The sequence below is a fragment of the Nocardia sp. bgisy118 genome (assembly GCF_057708605.1).
Window position 1 is genome coordinate 155,869 of record NZ_JBYISM010000004.1, and the last position, 17,668, is coordinate 173,536.

Annotated in this window: 1 protein-coding gene; it reads left to right on the plus strand. The window is 66.8% G+C overall.

Translation table 11 applies throughout. From position 1 onward, the window contains the following. The first annotated feature begins 365 nt into the window (after nucleotides 1-365). Nucleotides 366-17,639 (plus strand): amino acid adenylation domain-containing protein, encoded by a 17,274-nt coding sequence (locus AC3EO7_RS06565; protein WP_435590701.1) that lies wholly within the window; start codon nucleotides 366-368, stop codon nucleotides 17,637-17,639. Nucleotides 17,640-17,668 lie beyond the last annotated feature (29 nt).

The following is a 17,668-nucleotide window of genomic DNA, read 5'->3' on the forward strand; positions in this document are numbered from 1 at the left end:
AACGGACAAAAAAGACGCAAGATCGGGCGAAGCGCGTTGGACCTGCACTTATTACATGTCCAAATATGGCCGCGTCATCGATCCCGCCGGGCCCGATGCTCGATCGCGAGCAAGCAGAGGCAATTCGCAATCGGGCACCGAAGTAATTGCATCGAGGTGTCGAGCCATCGCGAATGATTCATTAGTCGAGCCGATCGCTATACGCACCCGATGCGCCTCGACGATCTACGTGGAGGAATCACGGAGCGCCGTCTATCACTTTCGTAAATATTGACGTTATTACGCGACGCGGATCGTGGGTCAGGGGGTATACGCATACCAATCAGTCGGCTTATACTGGGCGCGGTCGGGTCTGGAGGCAAGTGATGACCGTTCCGCGACCGCAGTTCCTGCCCGACCAGGGATCGGGTGGGGACGCCGAGCCAAACGTGTCGGTCACTCAGCCGGTGCCGCTGTCCGCGGGGCAGCGGGGGCTGTGGCTGGCGCAGCAATTGAGCCCGGATGTGCCGATATGTGAGGCACAGTATCTCGAGTTCCATGGGGATCTGGATCTCGACTTACTTCGCAAGGTTTCGATTCAAGCAGGCCACGAATGCCAATCGGGGTATATGCGGCTGCTAGAGATCGACGGTGAGCCGTATCAGTTGTTCGACCCGTCGCTGGATTCGACGGGGCCGCTCATCGATATGCGTGGTGAACCGGACCCCATGACGGCGGCCTTGCAGTGGATGCACCGGCAGTACACCTCGCCTATGGATATGACCCGAGACCGGTTGCTGACATGGGTGATGTTGCAGGTCGGGGATCGGCATTTCCTGTGGTACCTCAAGGGCCACCACGTCGCAGGGGACGGCTACGCCGCGATGACGGTAATGAACCGGGTCGCGGCGCTGTACACAGCGGCGGTGCAGGGCCGGACAGCGGAGCCGAACCGGGCGGCAGACCTGCGCACCCTCTACGAGGCCGATCGCAGTTACCGGGAGTCCAAGCGATTCACCAGCGACCAAGCATATTGGCTGGACAGGCTCGCCGACGTCGAGGACGAGTCCAGCCTGGCCGACGGATACGCACCCGCACGCGCGGACAGTGTCGTGGCAAAAGCCGAACTGCCCACCGAGACGGTAGGGCGGATCGATCATTCCGCGGAGGCGTTGGAGGCGAGCCCGGCCGCGGTGGTGATCGCCGCATTCGGAAGCTATCTGGCCCGTATGACCGGCCGGGACAAGGTCCTGGTCAATATCCCCGTATCGGGTCGTACCACGGCGGTGCTGCGACGGTCCGCTGGAGTCTTCGTCAACGTTGTGCCGCTTCCGATTACGCTCGGTACGGGCGACACGATCGCGACGCTGGTGCGACGCGTGCAGTCCGACCTGATCGGCGCGTTGCGGCACCAGCGGTGCGGCCTCACCGACATTCGCGCCGCCGCGGGACACAACGGGCAGCGGCGTTTCGCGGGCCCGGTGGTGAATGTCATGTTCTTCCCCCAGGAGCTCCGGCTCGGGTCGATGACCGCGGAATTCCATATCCTCAGCTCCGGGCCGGTCGAAGATTTGCTGGTCGACCTGTACCAGGCCGGAGACCCGCCGCAAACGATCCTCCACTTCATGGCCAATCCCAACCTCTACACCGGCCCCGAATTGTCGGCGCATTACACCAGATTCGTGCAGTTCCTCGATGCGTTCGCCGCCGCCGCACCGGACACCGATCTCGGGCAGGTCCACCCCGACAGTGCCCGCCACGGCGCGGAGGCACGGCGCCGCCGCGAGAACCTGGCGTTCTGGCAAGCCACGCTCGCGGACCTTCCTGAGGAGCTCCCTCTGCCGGTTGACAGGCCGCGGCCGACGGTGCTGTCGAATCGGGGTGCCACCCTCGGCTACACGGTGGGTGCCGAGTTGGTTCGGGCATTGGAAAGGTTTGCACGGCAACGTGGTTCGCCACTGTTCATGGTGATTCATGGTGCGTTGGCAGTCCTGCTCGCCCGCTTGAGCGGTTCGACCGACATTCCGATCGGCACGCGGGTCGCCGTACGCCGTGCGTCCGAACTCGACGACGTGGTCGATATGTTCGTCAACACCCTGGTGTTGCGGACCGAGGTCGATCTCGACGAGTCGTTCACCGACCTGCTCGGCCGAATCAGGCAGATCGATCTGGATGCCTTCGGACACGCCGACGTGCCGTTCGAGCAATTGGTGGACCAACTCGCTCCCCACCGGTCCCAGTCCCGGCACCCGATGTTCCAGGTGATGCTGGCTTTCCAGAATCCGGACCGGGTGGCGCCGGAGTTGCCCGCTCTGGATGCGTCGGTGGTCGACCTGCCCGACGAGGTGTCTCGTTTCGACCTACAGATCGTGATGTCGGACGATCATGACAGTGGCGGCATGGCGGTAGCGGTCACCTATGCCACCGATGTGTTCGATGCCGCGACGATCGATTCTTTCGCACACCGGTGGATCCGGATACTCGAGTCGATAGCTACCGATCCCACCGTTGCGGCTGGGGGCATCGAGGTGCTCGAGCCTGCTGAGCGAGCCGATCTGCTGTCACGCTCTGGTGCACCCACGGCGGCGCCCACTACTTTGGCTGACTTGTTGACCGCGGCAGCCGCAAGGGATCCCCACGCCACGGCGATCGTTTTCGAGGGGCAGCAGCTGAGCTATCGGGAAATGGACGAGCGTTCGAATCGGTTGGCCCGGCTGCTGATTCAGCGAGGTGTCGGCCCGGAAGATGTCGTCGCGATCGGCATCCCGCGCTCTCCGGATTCGGTTCTCGCGGTATGGGCGGTCGCCAAGTCGGGTGCTGCGTTCCTTCCGATCGACCCGACCTATCCCGCCGAACGCATCACCCACATGGTGACCGATTCCAAGGCGGCGATCGGTCTGACGGTGGCATCCGCGCGAACGCAATTACCCGATGACATCGACTGGTTGATACTCGAGGACCTCGACGAGGCCGAGACCCGCCCCGTCACCGACGGTGACCGGGTACGCCCGCTGCGTGTCGATGACGTCGCCTATGTCATCTACACCTCCGGATCGACCGGACTACCCAAAGGCGTCGCGGTCACCCACCGCGGCCTCGGCAACTGCGCCATCGTGCACCGCGATGCCATGGGCATCGAATCCGATTCTCGTATAGTGCATTTGGCTTCGCCGAGCTTCGATGTGTCGGTACTGGAATTGCTGTTGGCGTTGTGCGCGGGTGCGATCATGGTCATCGCGCCCAGCGATGTCTACGGCGGCGACGAACTCGGCGAACTGCTCGACCGCGAGCATGTCAGTCATGTCCTGATCCCGCCGACGACGTTGTCCACGATCGACCGCACCCGTTGGCCGCTACCGGATTTGAGATACCTGCTGGTCGGCGGCGAGGGCTACGGCACCGAGTTGGTCGAGCGATGGAGCGACGACGGCCGGAACATATTCAACGAATACGGGCCTACCGAGGCCACCATTGCCGTGACGCTGACTTCCCCATTGGTGGCGGGTGAGTTGGTCACGATCGGTGGCCCGATTCGCGGTGTCTCGCAATGGGTGCTGGATCCGCGGCTGCAACCGGTGCCCGTTGGCGTGGCGGGTGAGTTGTATGTCGCGGGTGGTCTGCTGGCCCGCGGATATCATCGCCGGACAGCTTTGACGGCCGAGCGTTTCGTAGCGTGTCCTTGGGCGCCCGGCGAGCGGATGTATCGCACGGGGGACGTGGTCCGGTGGACAGCCGATGGAGCGATCCAGCATCTCGGCCGGTCGGATTTCCAGGTGAAGATTCGTGGGCTGCGTATCGAACTCGGCGAGATCGATGCGACTCTCGCCACCCATGAGAGCGTCGGTTTCGCCGTGACCATCGGCCACCGCAACGATTCCGGGACCGAGTCGCTGGCTTCGTATGTTGTTGCCGCGTCCGGTGGTTCGATCGATACCACGATCCTGACCGAGTACCTGGCCGACCGGTTGCCGTCCTATATGGTCCCGTCCGCGATCATGGTGCTGGAGAGGATCCCCTTGACGCCGGTGGGCAAAGTGGACCGCAAGGCGCTACCGGATCCGGTATTCACCGACTACCAGGTGTTCCGAGCACCCCGGACAGCACTCGAACGCACGATCGCCAGATCATTCGCCGAGGTATTGAAAATCGATACCGTCGGCCTCGACGATTCGTTCTTCGCCCTCGGCGGGGACAGCGTGGTCGCGACCCGGGTTGCCGCGCGACTCGGGGCCGCGCTGGATACCGAAATTCCGGTGCGGCTGTTGTTCGAGGCGCCCACGGTAGCGGCACTCGCTACCCGCATAGAACAGCATTCCGGCACGAGGCGACAACGCCCACCGCTCATCGCCGGGCCGCGCCCGGATCTCGTGCCCTTGGCACCTGCCCAACAACGGATGTGGTTCTTCAACCAGTACGACACCAGCTCGGGGACATACAACGTGCCGATCGCCATTCGGTTGCGTGGCGAGTTGAATGTCGACGCCCTGCGATCGGCCATGGTCGACGTGCTGCGCAGGCACGAATCTTTGCGGACGCGGTACCCGGACCACGACGGAATGCTGATCCAGCTCATCGAACCCGCCGACCAGATAGACCCCGAGCTGGCCCTGGTATCGGTTCCGCCGAGCCAATTGGACGCAGCGGTAACCGAATTCGTCACCGAGGGCTTCGATGTGAGCACCCGGGCGCCGGTCCGCGCCCGATTGTTCCGCGCTGCCGGTAGCGAGGATCCCGAATACCTGCTGGCCGTCGTGGTGCACCACATCGCCGCGGACGGTTTCTCGATGACACCACTGGCCCGCGACGTGACGACCGCGTACACCACGCGGGTCCGCGGAGAAGTCCCTTCGTGGACACCGCTGCCGATCCAGTACGCGGATTACGCACTGTGGCAACGAGCTACCCTCGGCTCGCCCGACGATCCGGAATCGCTGGGCGCCCAGCAGATCCGGTACTGGACCGAAGCCCTGGACGGAGTTGCCGAAGAACTTCGTTTGCCGACCGACAGGCCACGGCCGGTGGTGGCGTCCAATCGGGGTGCCACCATCGACTACACCTTGGATGCCGAGTTGGTGCGTGCGTTGGAAAGCTTTGCGCGGCAACGTAGTTCGTCGCTGTTCATGGTGATCCACGGCGCGCTGGCGGTCCTGCTCGCCCGGCTGAGCGGTACCACCGATATTCCGATCGGCACACCGATCGCCGGACGAGGCGCGGCCGAACTCGACGATGTGATCGGCATGTTCGTCAACACCCTGGTGTTGCGGACCGAGGTCGATCTCGACGAGTCGTTCACCGACCTGCTCGGCCGAATCAGGCAGATCGATCTGGATGCCTTCGGACACGCCGACGTGCCGTTCGAGCAACTGGTGGACCAACTCGCTCCCCACCGGTCCCAGTCCCGGCACCCGATGTTCCAGGTGATGCTGGCATTCCAGAACCTGGAACAGGTGAAGCTCGAACTGCCCGGTCTCGAGGTATCGGTGGTCGACCTCCCCAACGAAGTGTCTCGTTTCGACCTGCAGGTCGTACTGTCGGACAACCACAACGGTGGCGAGATGGCGGTAGCGGTCACCTACGCCACGGATCTGTTCGACGCCGCGACGATCGACTCTCTCGCACACCGGTGGATCCGGGTACTGGAGTCGGTGGCCACCGATCCCACGGTCCCGGTCGGGATGATCGAGGTGCTCGAGCCCGCCGAACGTGCTGATCTGTTGTCGCGCTCCGGTGCGCCCGCAGCGGCGCCCGCCACACTGGCCGACCTGTTGACCGCGGCAGCCGCACGGGATCCCCACGCCACGGCGATCGTTTTCGAGGGGCAGCAGCTGAGCTATCGAGAGCTGAACGAGCGTTCGAATCGGTTGGCCCGGACACTGATTCAGCGAGGTGTCGGCCCGGAAGATGTCGTCGCGATCGGCATGCCACGCTCCCCCGATTCCATACTCGCGGTATGGGCCGTCGCAAAGTCGGGCGCTGCTTTCCTGCCGATCGACCCGACCAATCCCGTCGAACGCATCACCCACATGGTGACCGATTCCAAGGCGGCGATCGGTCTGACGGTGGCATCCGCGCGAACGCAATTACCCGACGACATCGACTGGTTGACACCGGAGGACCTGCCCGAGGCCGAAAACCGCCCCGTCACCGATAGCGACCGGGTACGCCCGCTGCGTATCGACGACATCGCCTACGTCCTCTACACCTCCGGATCGACCGGACTACCCAAAGGCGTCGCGGTCACCCACCGCGGACTCCGCAACTGCGCCACCGTGCACCGGCATGGCATGCGAATCGCATCGGGTTCTCGCGTTCTGCATCTGGCTTCGCCGAGCTTCGATGTGGCGGTACTGGAATTACTGGACGCGGTGTACTGGGTCGCGACCATGGTCATCGCGCCCAGCGATGTCTACGGCGGCGACGAACTCGCCGAACTACTCGAGCGCGAGCACGTCAGTCACGTCCTGATCACACCTTCGGCGTTGTCCACTATCGACCACACCCGTTGGCCGCTACCGGATTTGAGAAACCTACTGGTCGGCGGCGAGGACTGCGGCAGCAAGTTGGTCGAGCGATGGAGCGGCGACGGCCGGAGCATGGTCAACGAATACGGGCCCACCGAGACCACTATCGCCGCGACGCTGACCTCCCCATTGACGGCAGGCGAACCGGTCACCATCGGTACCCCGATTCGCGGTGCCTCCGCGTGGGTGCTCGATCAACGACTACAACCCGTAGCAGTCGGCGTGACAGGCGAATTGTATATCGCGGGCGCCTTGCTGGCCCGCGGATACCACCGCCGGGCGGGGCTGACCGCCGCGCGTTTCATAGCATGCCCATGGGCGCCCGGCGAACGCATGTACCGCACCGGAGACTTGGTCCGATGGACGGCCCACGGAGCGATCGAACATCTCGGCCGGTCGGATTTCCAGGTCAAGATTCGTGGTCTGCGCATCGAGCTCGGGGAGATCGATGCGTCGCTCGCCGCCCATGAAACCGTCGATTTCGCCGCAACGATCGGTCACCGCAGCGATTCCGGGACCCAGTCGCTGGTTTCGTATGTTGTTGCCGCGCCTGGTAACTCGATCGATACCACGATCCTGACCGAGTACCTCACCGGCCGGTTGCCGTCCTATATGGTCCCGTCCTCGATCATGGTGCTGGAGCGGATTCCCTTGACACCCGCGGGCAAGCTGGATCGCAAGGCGCTGCCGGATCCGGTATTCACCGGCAACAAGGCGTTCCGAGCACCCGAGACACCGCTCGAACGCACGATCGCCGAATCGTTCTCCGGTGTACTGGGTATCGACACGGTCGGCCTCGATGATTCGTTCTTCGCCCTCGGCGGCGACAGCATCATGTCGATCCAGCTGGTCACCCGGGCCAGGGCGGCGGGTGTGGTGTTCTCCGCGCGCGACGTGTTCGAGCGCAAAACGGTTGCCGGGCTGGCCCAGATCGCCGTCCGCGACAGCACCGCGGCGACCTCCCTTCCGAAAGAACTGCCCGGCGGGGGTGTCGGGCCGATACCGCTGACGCCGATCATGCGACGGCTGATCGAACGCGCGGAGTCGGGGTTCGGCCGCTTCTCGCAGGCAGTGGTGCTGGCTCCGCCTGCGGGGATCGACCAGCAGAGGCTGGCGGCCACGGTGCAGGCGGTACTCGATCGGCACGACATGCTGCGCGCGCGGCTGCGCCGGGGCGCCGAGGGGAGCTGGACGTGGGAGGTGCTGCCGGTCGGGAAGATTCGCGCCGACGACGTCGTCCACCGGGTCGCGATGGAGGGGAAGCCGGGCAGCGTCGAGTTCCGTGCGTCGGCGGCGGCGGAATTGGATGCCGCCGCAGACCGGCTCGATCCGGGCGCCGGGATCGTGATGCAGGTGGTCTGGTTCGATCCGGTCGACGCGGCAGAACCGGGCAGAGTGCTTGTGCTGGTGCATCATTCGGCGATCGACAGCGCGTCCTGGCGGGTGCTGGTTGTGGACTTCGCGGGCGCATGGGCGCGGATCGAGTCCGGCGAGCCACCCGATCCGGCCCCGGTCGGGACATCGATGCGCAGGTGGGCGCACGGGTTGGTCGAGGCAGCCCAGCGCCCGGAGCGGGCCGCCGAGCTCGACTTGTGGCAGGCGATGGCAACCGGGGACGATCCGGTGATCGGGTCCCGGCCCCTCGACCCCGCGATCGATGTTGCTGCCACGGCCCGCACGGTCGAGGTCGACGTGCCCCCCGAGGTGACCGAGGCGCTGTTGACAGACGTGCCCGCGGCATTCCACGGCAATGTGGGCGACGGGCTGCTGGCCGCGCTGGCGGTAGCGGTGACGAAGTGGCGGCGCGAGCGTCGAACGGAAGCCTTCGGCGGCCCGCTCGCGGACGTGGTGATCGGTCTCGAAGGGCACGGCCGTGCGGAAGGTACCGTCCCGGGCTCGGATCTCACCCGGACGGTCGGCTGGTTCTCCACGAGTTTTCCGATGCGCCTGGATCTGTCGGGCATCGATCTCGACGACGCGTGCACCGGTGGGCCGGCTGTGGAGGCAGCGGTCAAGTCCGTCAAGGAACAGCTGCGCGCTGTCCCGGACCACGGAATCGGCTACGGCTTGTTGCGGTATCTCAACGAGGACACCGGACCGATACTCGGGACGCTGCCGACGCCGCAGATCGCGTTCGACTACGTCTCCACGAAGATTCCCGAAGGAACGCAGTCGGCCGGATGGATGCGGGTGGGCGACGACCTCGCGGGTGCCGAACTCGCCGGTGTGCAGAATCCGGATATGCCGGTGTCGGCGGTGCTCGACATCACGGCCTTCACCCTCGACGATGCGGGCAGGCCGCGGTTGCGGGCGATCTGGTCGTATCCCGCCGGGGTACTCACCGTCGACGAGGTGCGCGAGGTGGCGGAGTCGTGGCGCCGGGTCTTGACCACGTTGGCGAGACATGTCCATCGCGCCGGTGCCGGGGGACGGACGCCATCGGATCTGGATCTGGTCAGGCTCGGGCAGCCCGAGATCGAGCGACTCGAAGACAGCTATCCGGCGTTGAGCGACGTCTGGCCATTGACTCCGTTGCAGGAGGGGTTGCTGTTCCATGCGCTGGTGTCCGAGGAGTCGATGGACGCCTACCTGGTGCAGTTGGTCCTCGAGCTGCGTGGGCGGGTCGACCCGGAGCGGCTGCGCCGAGCCGGGCAGGTGCTGCTCGACCGGCATGCGAATCTGCGCACCGCATTCGTCACCGACACCGCCGCCGGACCGGTGCAGGTGGTCAACGAAAACGTCGAGGTCCCCTGGTCGGAGCTCGACCTGTCCGGGCTGGAGGACGGTGCACGGAATCGCGAGTGGGATCGACTGATGGCCGCGGACCGGGCGGCCCGGTTCGACCCGGCTCGCGCCCCGCTGCTCCGCTGGATGCTGGTCACCACGGGGCCCGAGCACTACCGGCTGGTGCTGACCAATCATCACCTGCTGCTCGACGGCTGGTCGACGCCACTGCTCCTGAAGGAGTTCCTGATCCTCTATGCCACCGACGGCGACGCCGCGATCCTGCCCCGCATACGTCCCTACCGGGACTTCCTGGCGGAGATCGTCAAGCGGGACCCGGCCGCGTCGCTCGACGCCTGGGCCCGCGCGTTCGACGGCGCCGACGGGCCGACCCTGGTGGCTCCGGCCGATCCCGGCCGCCCCTACACCGAATCACGTGAGGTACACGGCGAACTGACCGAGGAACAGACCGCGTCGCTGGCAGGCATGGCGCGGGCCCGTGGCGTCACCCTCAACACTGTGATCCAGATGGCATGGGCGATCGTGTTGGGCGCGTTCACATCCCGGGAGGATGTGACGTTCGGCGCCACGGTGTCCGGACGGCCTCCACAGATCGCGGGCATCGAGTCGATGATCGGGCTGTTCATCAACACACTGCCGGTGCGCGTCCGTCTCGATCCCGCCGAGAGCTTGGGGCAGCTGCTCGACCGAATCCAGGCGGAGCAGGCCGGGCTGCTCGATCACCACTACGTGGGTCTGACCGACATCGAGCGGGTGGCCGGGCCCGCGGCGGTATTCGACACGATCACGGTGTTCGAGTCCTTCCCGATCGATCGCGGCGGGCTGACCGCGGACACCGATATCGCCGGCATGCGGCTGCTCGACGTGACCGGCACCGACGGCGCGCACTATCCACTGGGAGTGGTCGCGCGGGTCGACACGCAACTGCACGTCGAAATCAAGTATCTGCCCGAACTCTTCGACCAGGACACGATGGATGCGACCCTGCGGAGGGTCCTGCGCGTCATCGGCGTCATTGCCGCCGACCCGGATCTGCCGCTGGCGCGACTGGATCTGCTCTCCCCGGCGGAACACCGGGAGTTGACGCCGGTTTCGGGCGACCCGGCGGTGCCGGAGCAGGTGTTGCCAGAGTTGTTGGCGGCGGCGGTGGAGAGGGATCCGGGGGCGGTCGCGGTGGTATGCGGGGATCGGTGGTGGACGTACGGCGAGCTGGATGCGGAGTCGAATCGGTTGGCCCGATTGTTGATCGGTCGGGGTGTGGGGCCGGAAGCGAGTGTCGCGGTGGGATTGCCGCGGTCGATCGATTCGGTGCTGGCGGTGTGGGCGGTGGCCAAGTCGGGGGCAGCGTTCGTGCCGGTGGACCCGCAGTACCCAGCCAGTCGGATCGAGCACATGCTCACCGATTCGGGTGTGGCGGTAGGAATCACACGGTCGGAGTGGCGAGACCGGCTGCCTGGGCCGGTGCCGTGGTTGATCCTGGACGAGTCGGCTGTCGAAGCGGAGGCCGCCGGGTTGCCGGCGGTGCCGGTGACCGATGCGGAGCGAACATCGCCGGTCCGGGTCGACAGTGCGGCGTACGTGATCTACACGTCCGGCTCGACAGGTGTGCCGAAGGGTGTGGTGGTGTCGCATCGAGGGCTGGCGAATCTGGTGGCCGAACAATGTTCGCGGTTGAACATCGGGGCGAGCGCGCGAGTGCTGCATTTCGCGTCTCCCAGTTTCGATGCGGCGGTCTTCGAACACATGTGGGCGCTCGCGACGGGTGGGCGGCTGGTGATTGTGCCCCCGACCGTCTACGGCGGGGGCGAGCTGGCGCAGATCCTGTTGCGCACGAAGGTGACCCATGCCGCGCTGACGCCCACGGCCTTGGGGACGGTCGATCCCGACGGGCTCGAGGACCTCGGGACCGTCGTGGTCGGTGGCGAGGCGCCCTCACCCAAACTGGTGTCGCGGTGGGCACCGGGCCGGAGATTCTTCAACGCCTACGGTCCAGCGGAGGCCACGATCATGACCGATGCGGGTGCGCCGATGGTGGCAGGTGAGGCGGTGACGATCGGCGGCCCGACCCGCGGGGTCGGTCAGGTCGTGCTCGACGCGTGGTTGCGGCCGGTGCCGGTCGGGGTCGTCGGAGAGTTGTATCTGGCGGGCCCGGGTCTGGCTCGCGGTTACCGCAACGGGTTGGGTCTGACGGCGTCGCGGTTCGTCGCCGATCCGTTCGCAGGTCCGGGGCAGCGCATGTATCGGACCGGTGACCTGATGCGGTGGCTGCGGCTGCCGGACGGGACTCTGGCGCTCGACTACGTGGGCCGGTCGGATTTCCAGGTCAAGGTTCGTGGTTTCCGCATCGAGCTCGGCGAGGTCGAATCGGCTCTGGTGGCCTGCCCGGGTGTGGCCCGTGCAGTGGCGACCGTGCACCGGGACCCCGCTACTGGCGCCCGGTTGATCGGGTATGTGGTGCCCGAGCACGGCTCCGATCTCGACGCGCCCGCGGTCCTCGCGTTCGCCGCGGAGCGGTTGGCCTCGCACATGGTGCCCGCGACCGTGATGGTGCTCGACGCGCTGCCTGCGACGGCGAACGGCAAGCTCGACCGCGACGCTCTGCCCGAGCCGGACTTCACCACGGGCCGAGCCGAATTCCGGGCACCGGCCACCGAAGTGGAGACGACGCTGGCGGAACTGTTCGCCGAGGTATTGGGTATCGACACGGTCGGCGCCGACGATTCGTTCTTCGCCCTTGGCGGCGACAGCATCATGTCGATCCAGTTGGTGACGCGAGCCAGGTCGGCGGGTGTGGTGTTCTCCGCGCGCGAGGTGTTCGAGCGTAAGACGGTTGCCGGGCTGGCCGAGATCGCCGTTCTCGACGACAGCGCCGCGGCGACTTCCCTTCCGGCGGAACTGCCCGGCGGGGGTGTGGGACCGGTACCGGTGACGCCGATCATGTGGTGGATGATCGAGCGCGGCGGCTTCGACCGCTTCTGCCAGTGGGTGATGCTCACTCTGCCAACCGCTATCGACGCCACCGGAATCGGTGCCACCGTCCAGGCGGTGATCGATCACCACGACATGCTGCGAGCTCGACTACAGCCGGAACCCGCGCACACCTCGGGGTGGACGCTACGGGTGCAACCGACCGCGATGCCCGCCGCCGGGCTGGTCCGGCGCGTGCCGGTGGATGTGGCACCGGACAGCAGGGCCTTCGCGGCGCTCGCCGACGCCGAGGCGAACGCGGCGGCCGAACGCCTCGACCCCGCAGCCGGAGTCGTGCTGCAGCTGGTCTGGTTCGACTGGGCCGGACAGCCGGGACGGCTGCTCGTCGTCGCGCACCACCTGGTGATCGACGGCGTGTCGTGGCGGATCCTCATCCCCGATTTCGCCGCGGCGTGGGCCCAGCTGAGTGCCGGGCAACGGCCACGGCTCGCGCCCGTCGGCACCTCGATGCGACGCTGGGCGCATGCTCTGCACACCGCGGCCGGGAGCCTCGACGAACTCGACTGGTGGCGGTCCACTCTCGCCGCCGACGATCCGCCGATCGGCGCCCGCCCGATCGACCCGGTCGTGGACGTGCAAGCTACCGTCGCCACCGTCGAGGTGGCGCTCCCTACCGCGGTGACCCGCGCCGTACTCACCACCCTGCCCCGGGCGTTCCACGGCAACGTGGACGACGCCCTGGTGGCCGGGCTCGCGCTGGCGCTGACTCGATGGCGGCGCCGCCACGGCGACACCGTCACCGAGACGCTGCTCACCCTCGAAAGCCACGGCCGCCACGACACGGTGCTCCCCGGCGCCGACCTCACCCGCACCATCGGATGGTTCACCACCACCTACCCCGTCCGGCTCGACCTGTCGGACATCGACATCGACGACGCCTTCGCCGCCGGGGGTGCCGCCGCAGCGGTCGTGAAGTCGGTCAAGGAACAGCTCCGGCAGGTCCCCAACCACGGGATCGGCTATGGGCTGCTGCGCCACCTCAACGCCGATACCACCCGCGTCCTGCGTGAACTGCCCACCCCCCAGGTGAGTTTCAACTATCTCGGTCGGCTCGACACCACTCCCGCAGTGGTGCGCGACATCGGGTGGATGCCCGTCGGCGACGGCCCCGAGGGCGGCAGCGTCCAGAATCCCGACGCACCAGTCGCAGCCCTGCTGGGCATCAACGCGGTCACCATCGATACATCGGACGGGCCTACCCTGACCGCCGCCTGGGAGTATCCGACCGGCCTGCTCACCTCGTCCGAGGTCACCGACCTCGCGGGACTGTGGCGCGACGCGGTGACCGCTCTGGCCGCACACGCGTCCCGCCCCGGCGCAGGCGGGCTCACCCCCTCCGACGTCGACCTCGTCGACCTCGACCAAGGCGCGATCGACCGGCTCGAGACCGGACGTCCGACACTGGACGACATCTGGCCACTCACGCCGCTGCAGTCAGGGTTGCTGTTCCACGCCCAGCTCGCCGACGGCACCCTCGACGCCTACATGGTGCAACTCTGTCTGGAACTCGGCGGGCGCGTCGACACGGACCGGCTGCGCCGCGCCGCGCAGGCTCTCATCGGACGGCACCCGAACCTGCGGACCGCGTTCGTGCGCGACGGCGCACGCGAAGCGGTCCAGGTGGTACACCAGCACATCGACGTGCCGTTCACCGAGATCGACCTGGCCGGGCGCGACGACACGGAAGCTGCGCTCGAACAGCTCATGGACACCGACCGCCGCGCATGCTTCGACGTGACCGCGGCGCCGCTGCTACGACTCACCCTGATCAACACCGGGCCCCGGCAGTATCGGCTGCTGTTGAGCATGCATCACATCCTGATAGACGGCTGGTCCACGCCACTGCTGATCCGGGAACTGCTGACCCTCTACGCCGGCGACAGCGACCCCACGGTGTTGCCCCCGGTGCGTCCCTACCGCGACTACCTGAGGTGGCTGAACACCCAGGACCGGGACGCGGCGGAAGCCGCGTGGACGCGGACATTCGAGGGCACGACCGAGCCGACTCTGCTGGCGCCCGCGGACCGCGGCCGCCGCCCCACCATCGCCGCGCGCGAAGTCCAGGTGCAGCTGAGCCAGCAGCGCACCGCGGCCCTCGTCGCGGTGGCCCATCGACACGAGGCCACCCTCAACACCCTCATCGAAGCCGCCTGGGCGATCGTGCTCGCCACCTCGACCGCCCGCGAGGACGTGGTCTTCGGCACCACCGTCTCCGGGCGTCCGGCGCAGATCTCCGGCATCGAATCGATGATCGGGCTGTTCGTCAATACCGTGCCCGTCCGGATCCGGCTCGATCATCGCGAAACTCTGGCCCAGCTACTCCGGCGAATCCAAACCGAACAAGCCTCGCTGCTCGACCATCACCACCTCGGGCTCGCCCAGATCCAGCGCGTGGCCGGTCCCGGCGCGATGTTCGACACCGTGACCGTCCTCGAGTCCTACCCGGTCGACCGGGCCGGGCTGTCCGAAGACACCGACATCGCGGGCATGCATGTCCTCGACGTGCACGGACGCGACGCCGCGCACTATCCGCTCGGCCTGGTCGTCCACCAGGACGCCCGAGTGCACCTGACCTTCAAATACCTGCCGGAACTGTTCACACAACACCAGATCGACGCCATCGCCGACCGAATGCTGCGAGTGCTCGGCACCATCGCCGAACACATCGACCTCCCGCTGACCCAGCTGCCGCTGCTATCGCCGGTCGAACGAGCCGCGCTGGTACCCGTTCGCGGCCGGCCCGGCGCGGTGATGTCGGTATTGCCGCAGGTGTTGACGGCCGCAATGACGCCGGACACGGAAGCGGTGGTCTGCGACGGCGTAAGACTGTCCTACCGCGAACTCGATGAGACCTCGAATCGGTGGGCGCGGGTACTGATCGAGACAGGAATAGGGCCGGAATCGTTGGTAGCCATAGCGTTACCGCGCTCCATCGACGCCGTGATCGCCGTCTGGGCAGTCGCCAAATCCGGTGGCGCGTTCGTCCAGATCGACCCCACCCATCCCCGGGATCGGATCGCCAGCATGCTCACCGATTCCGGTGCCGCCGTTGGGCTGACACTCGGCATTCACCGAGACCAGCTGCCGGACACCACCGGATGGCTCGCCCTCGACGACCCTTCCTTCGCCGCGAAGACAGCGTCGGCGTCTCCCGCCGCGATCACCGACCACGACCGCACGACCACGCTACGGCCACACCACCCGGCCTACCTGATGTACACCTCGGGCTCCACCGGGATTCCCAAAGGTGTCGTGGTCACCCACAGCGGGATAGCGGACCTTGCCGCCGAAACACGGGAACGGTTCGGCCTCACCCCGGCCGCACGAGTGCTGGGCGCCGCTGCACTGACCTTCGACGTCTCGGTCCTCGAATTGCTCAGCGCCGCAGCCGCAGGCGCCACACTGGTCCTCGCACCCGCAGCGGTAGTCGCGGGCACCGAACTGGCCGAGGTGATCGAAGCCGGAAACGTCACCCATGCCGCCTTCACCCCGACAGTGCTCGCATCGCTGCCCCCCAATGAACTCGACACCCTCGGCACCCTGATGGTCGGCGGCGAGATATGCCCACCGGACCTGGCAGAACAGTGGATACCGGGCCGGACGGTGATCAGCTCCTACGGGGCTACCGAATCCACCGTCATGAGCTGCGCCGGCGCACCATGGACCACCAACGGTCCGATAACAATCGGCGGCCCGACCCGCGGATTCACCGCCGTCGTACTCGACCGCAGACTACGCCCCGTCCCACCCGGAGTAGTCGGCGAACTGTACGTGTCCGGACCGGGCCTCGCCCGCGGCTACCACAAGCAATTCGCAACCACAGCATCCCGATTCGTCCCCGACCCCTATGGGCCGCCCGGGACACGGATGTACCGCACCGGCGACCTGGTCACCTGGACCGCCGACCGAACGCTGCAATACCAGGGCCGCAGCGACCTCCAACTCAAGATCCACGGCCACCGCATCGAACGCGGCGACATCGAAGCCGCGCTACGCAGCCACCCCGACATCACCCACGCCGCCGTCACGATCCACAACCAACCCAACGGCACCGACCAACTCACCGGCTACGTCGTACCCACCCCGGACACCGCACCGGACACCCTCGCACTGACCACCTACCTCGCGACCCGGCTACCCACCCACATGATCCCGACCACGATCCTCACCCTCGACCGGATCCCCCTCACCTCCACCGGCAAACTCGACTACAAAGCCCTGCCCGCACCCGACCGGCGACACTCCCGATTCCGGCCGCCGTCCACCCCGCTCGAGGCCACGGTCTGCGACGCCTTCACCCGGACTCTCGACATCGAACCAGTCGGCGTCGACGATGGCTTCTTCGCCCTCGGCGGCAACTCGCTGGCCGCCACCCAACTGGTGGCGCGGCTGGAGGAATCGACCGGTGCCACGGTGCCGATTCAGTGGGTATTCACCGACCCGACACCGCAATTGCTGGCCCGCCGCGTCGACACCCGCCTGCGCGGCCTCGACGAACAGGATCCCCGCGACGCACTGTCGGTCCTGCTCCCGCTGCGTGCCGCCGGCGCCGACCCACCACTGTTCTGCGTCCACCCGGCCATCGGATTGGCCTGGGGTTTCAGCGGACTCGTGCAACACCTCGACCCCGACCGTCCCGTCCAAGGACTGCAATCCCCGACGCTGACCGACCCCACCGCGCGGTTCGATACGCTGGACCAACTCGCCGCCCGCTACGTACGGGAGATCCGGTCCGTCCAGCCGCACGGCCCTTACCACTTGCTCGGCTACTCGCTCGGCGGCACCATCGCCCACGCGATCGCCGTCCAGCTCCGCCGCGACGGTGACCATGTCGCGACCCTGGCCATGATGGACACCCGAGTCGTCACCGACCGCAGCGTCAGCACTCCCACACCCACCACCGTGGACTTGCTGACCGAGTTCGGCGGCCTCGCTGCTTCCGAGCTCCCCGCCGACCTCACCTTCGAGGTCGCGGCCGAGTTGCTGCACCGGCAGGGCGGCCTCTTCACCGCCCTGACCCCCGAGCATCTCGTGACCTTGCACCGCGACTACACCCGGCTCGTCGACCTCACCCGGAACCACCGGCCGGCATCCTTCGACGGTGACCTGATCTACTTCAGCTCCATCGCGGACCACAGAGACGACGGCCCCCCTCCGGCTCTCGCATGGAACAACCACATCACCGGCCGTATCACCGAACACCGCATTCCGGCCCGGCACGAACGGATGACCGACCCGGACGCACTCCGCGCAATCGGACTCGTCCTCACCGAGCACTTCCGGTCCACCGATACCCCCACGCCGCAGGCCCTCGCCCCGGCGAGGACAAGCCGATCGTGGTCCGGACACGCTCCGCGGCGGACCGCCCATTCCGACGCTCCCGCCGATCACCGGACAGGCGACTGACCGGAGTCCATGCAAATCCATTGCCCTCG

Coding starts and splice junctions, on each gene's coding strand:
- AC3EO7_RS06565 (WP_435590701.1), top strand. CDS start 366: ATGACCGTTCCGCGACCGCAGTTCCTGCCCGACCAGGGATCGGGTGGG.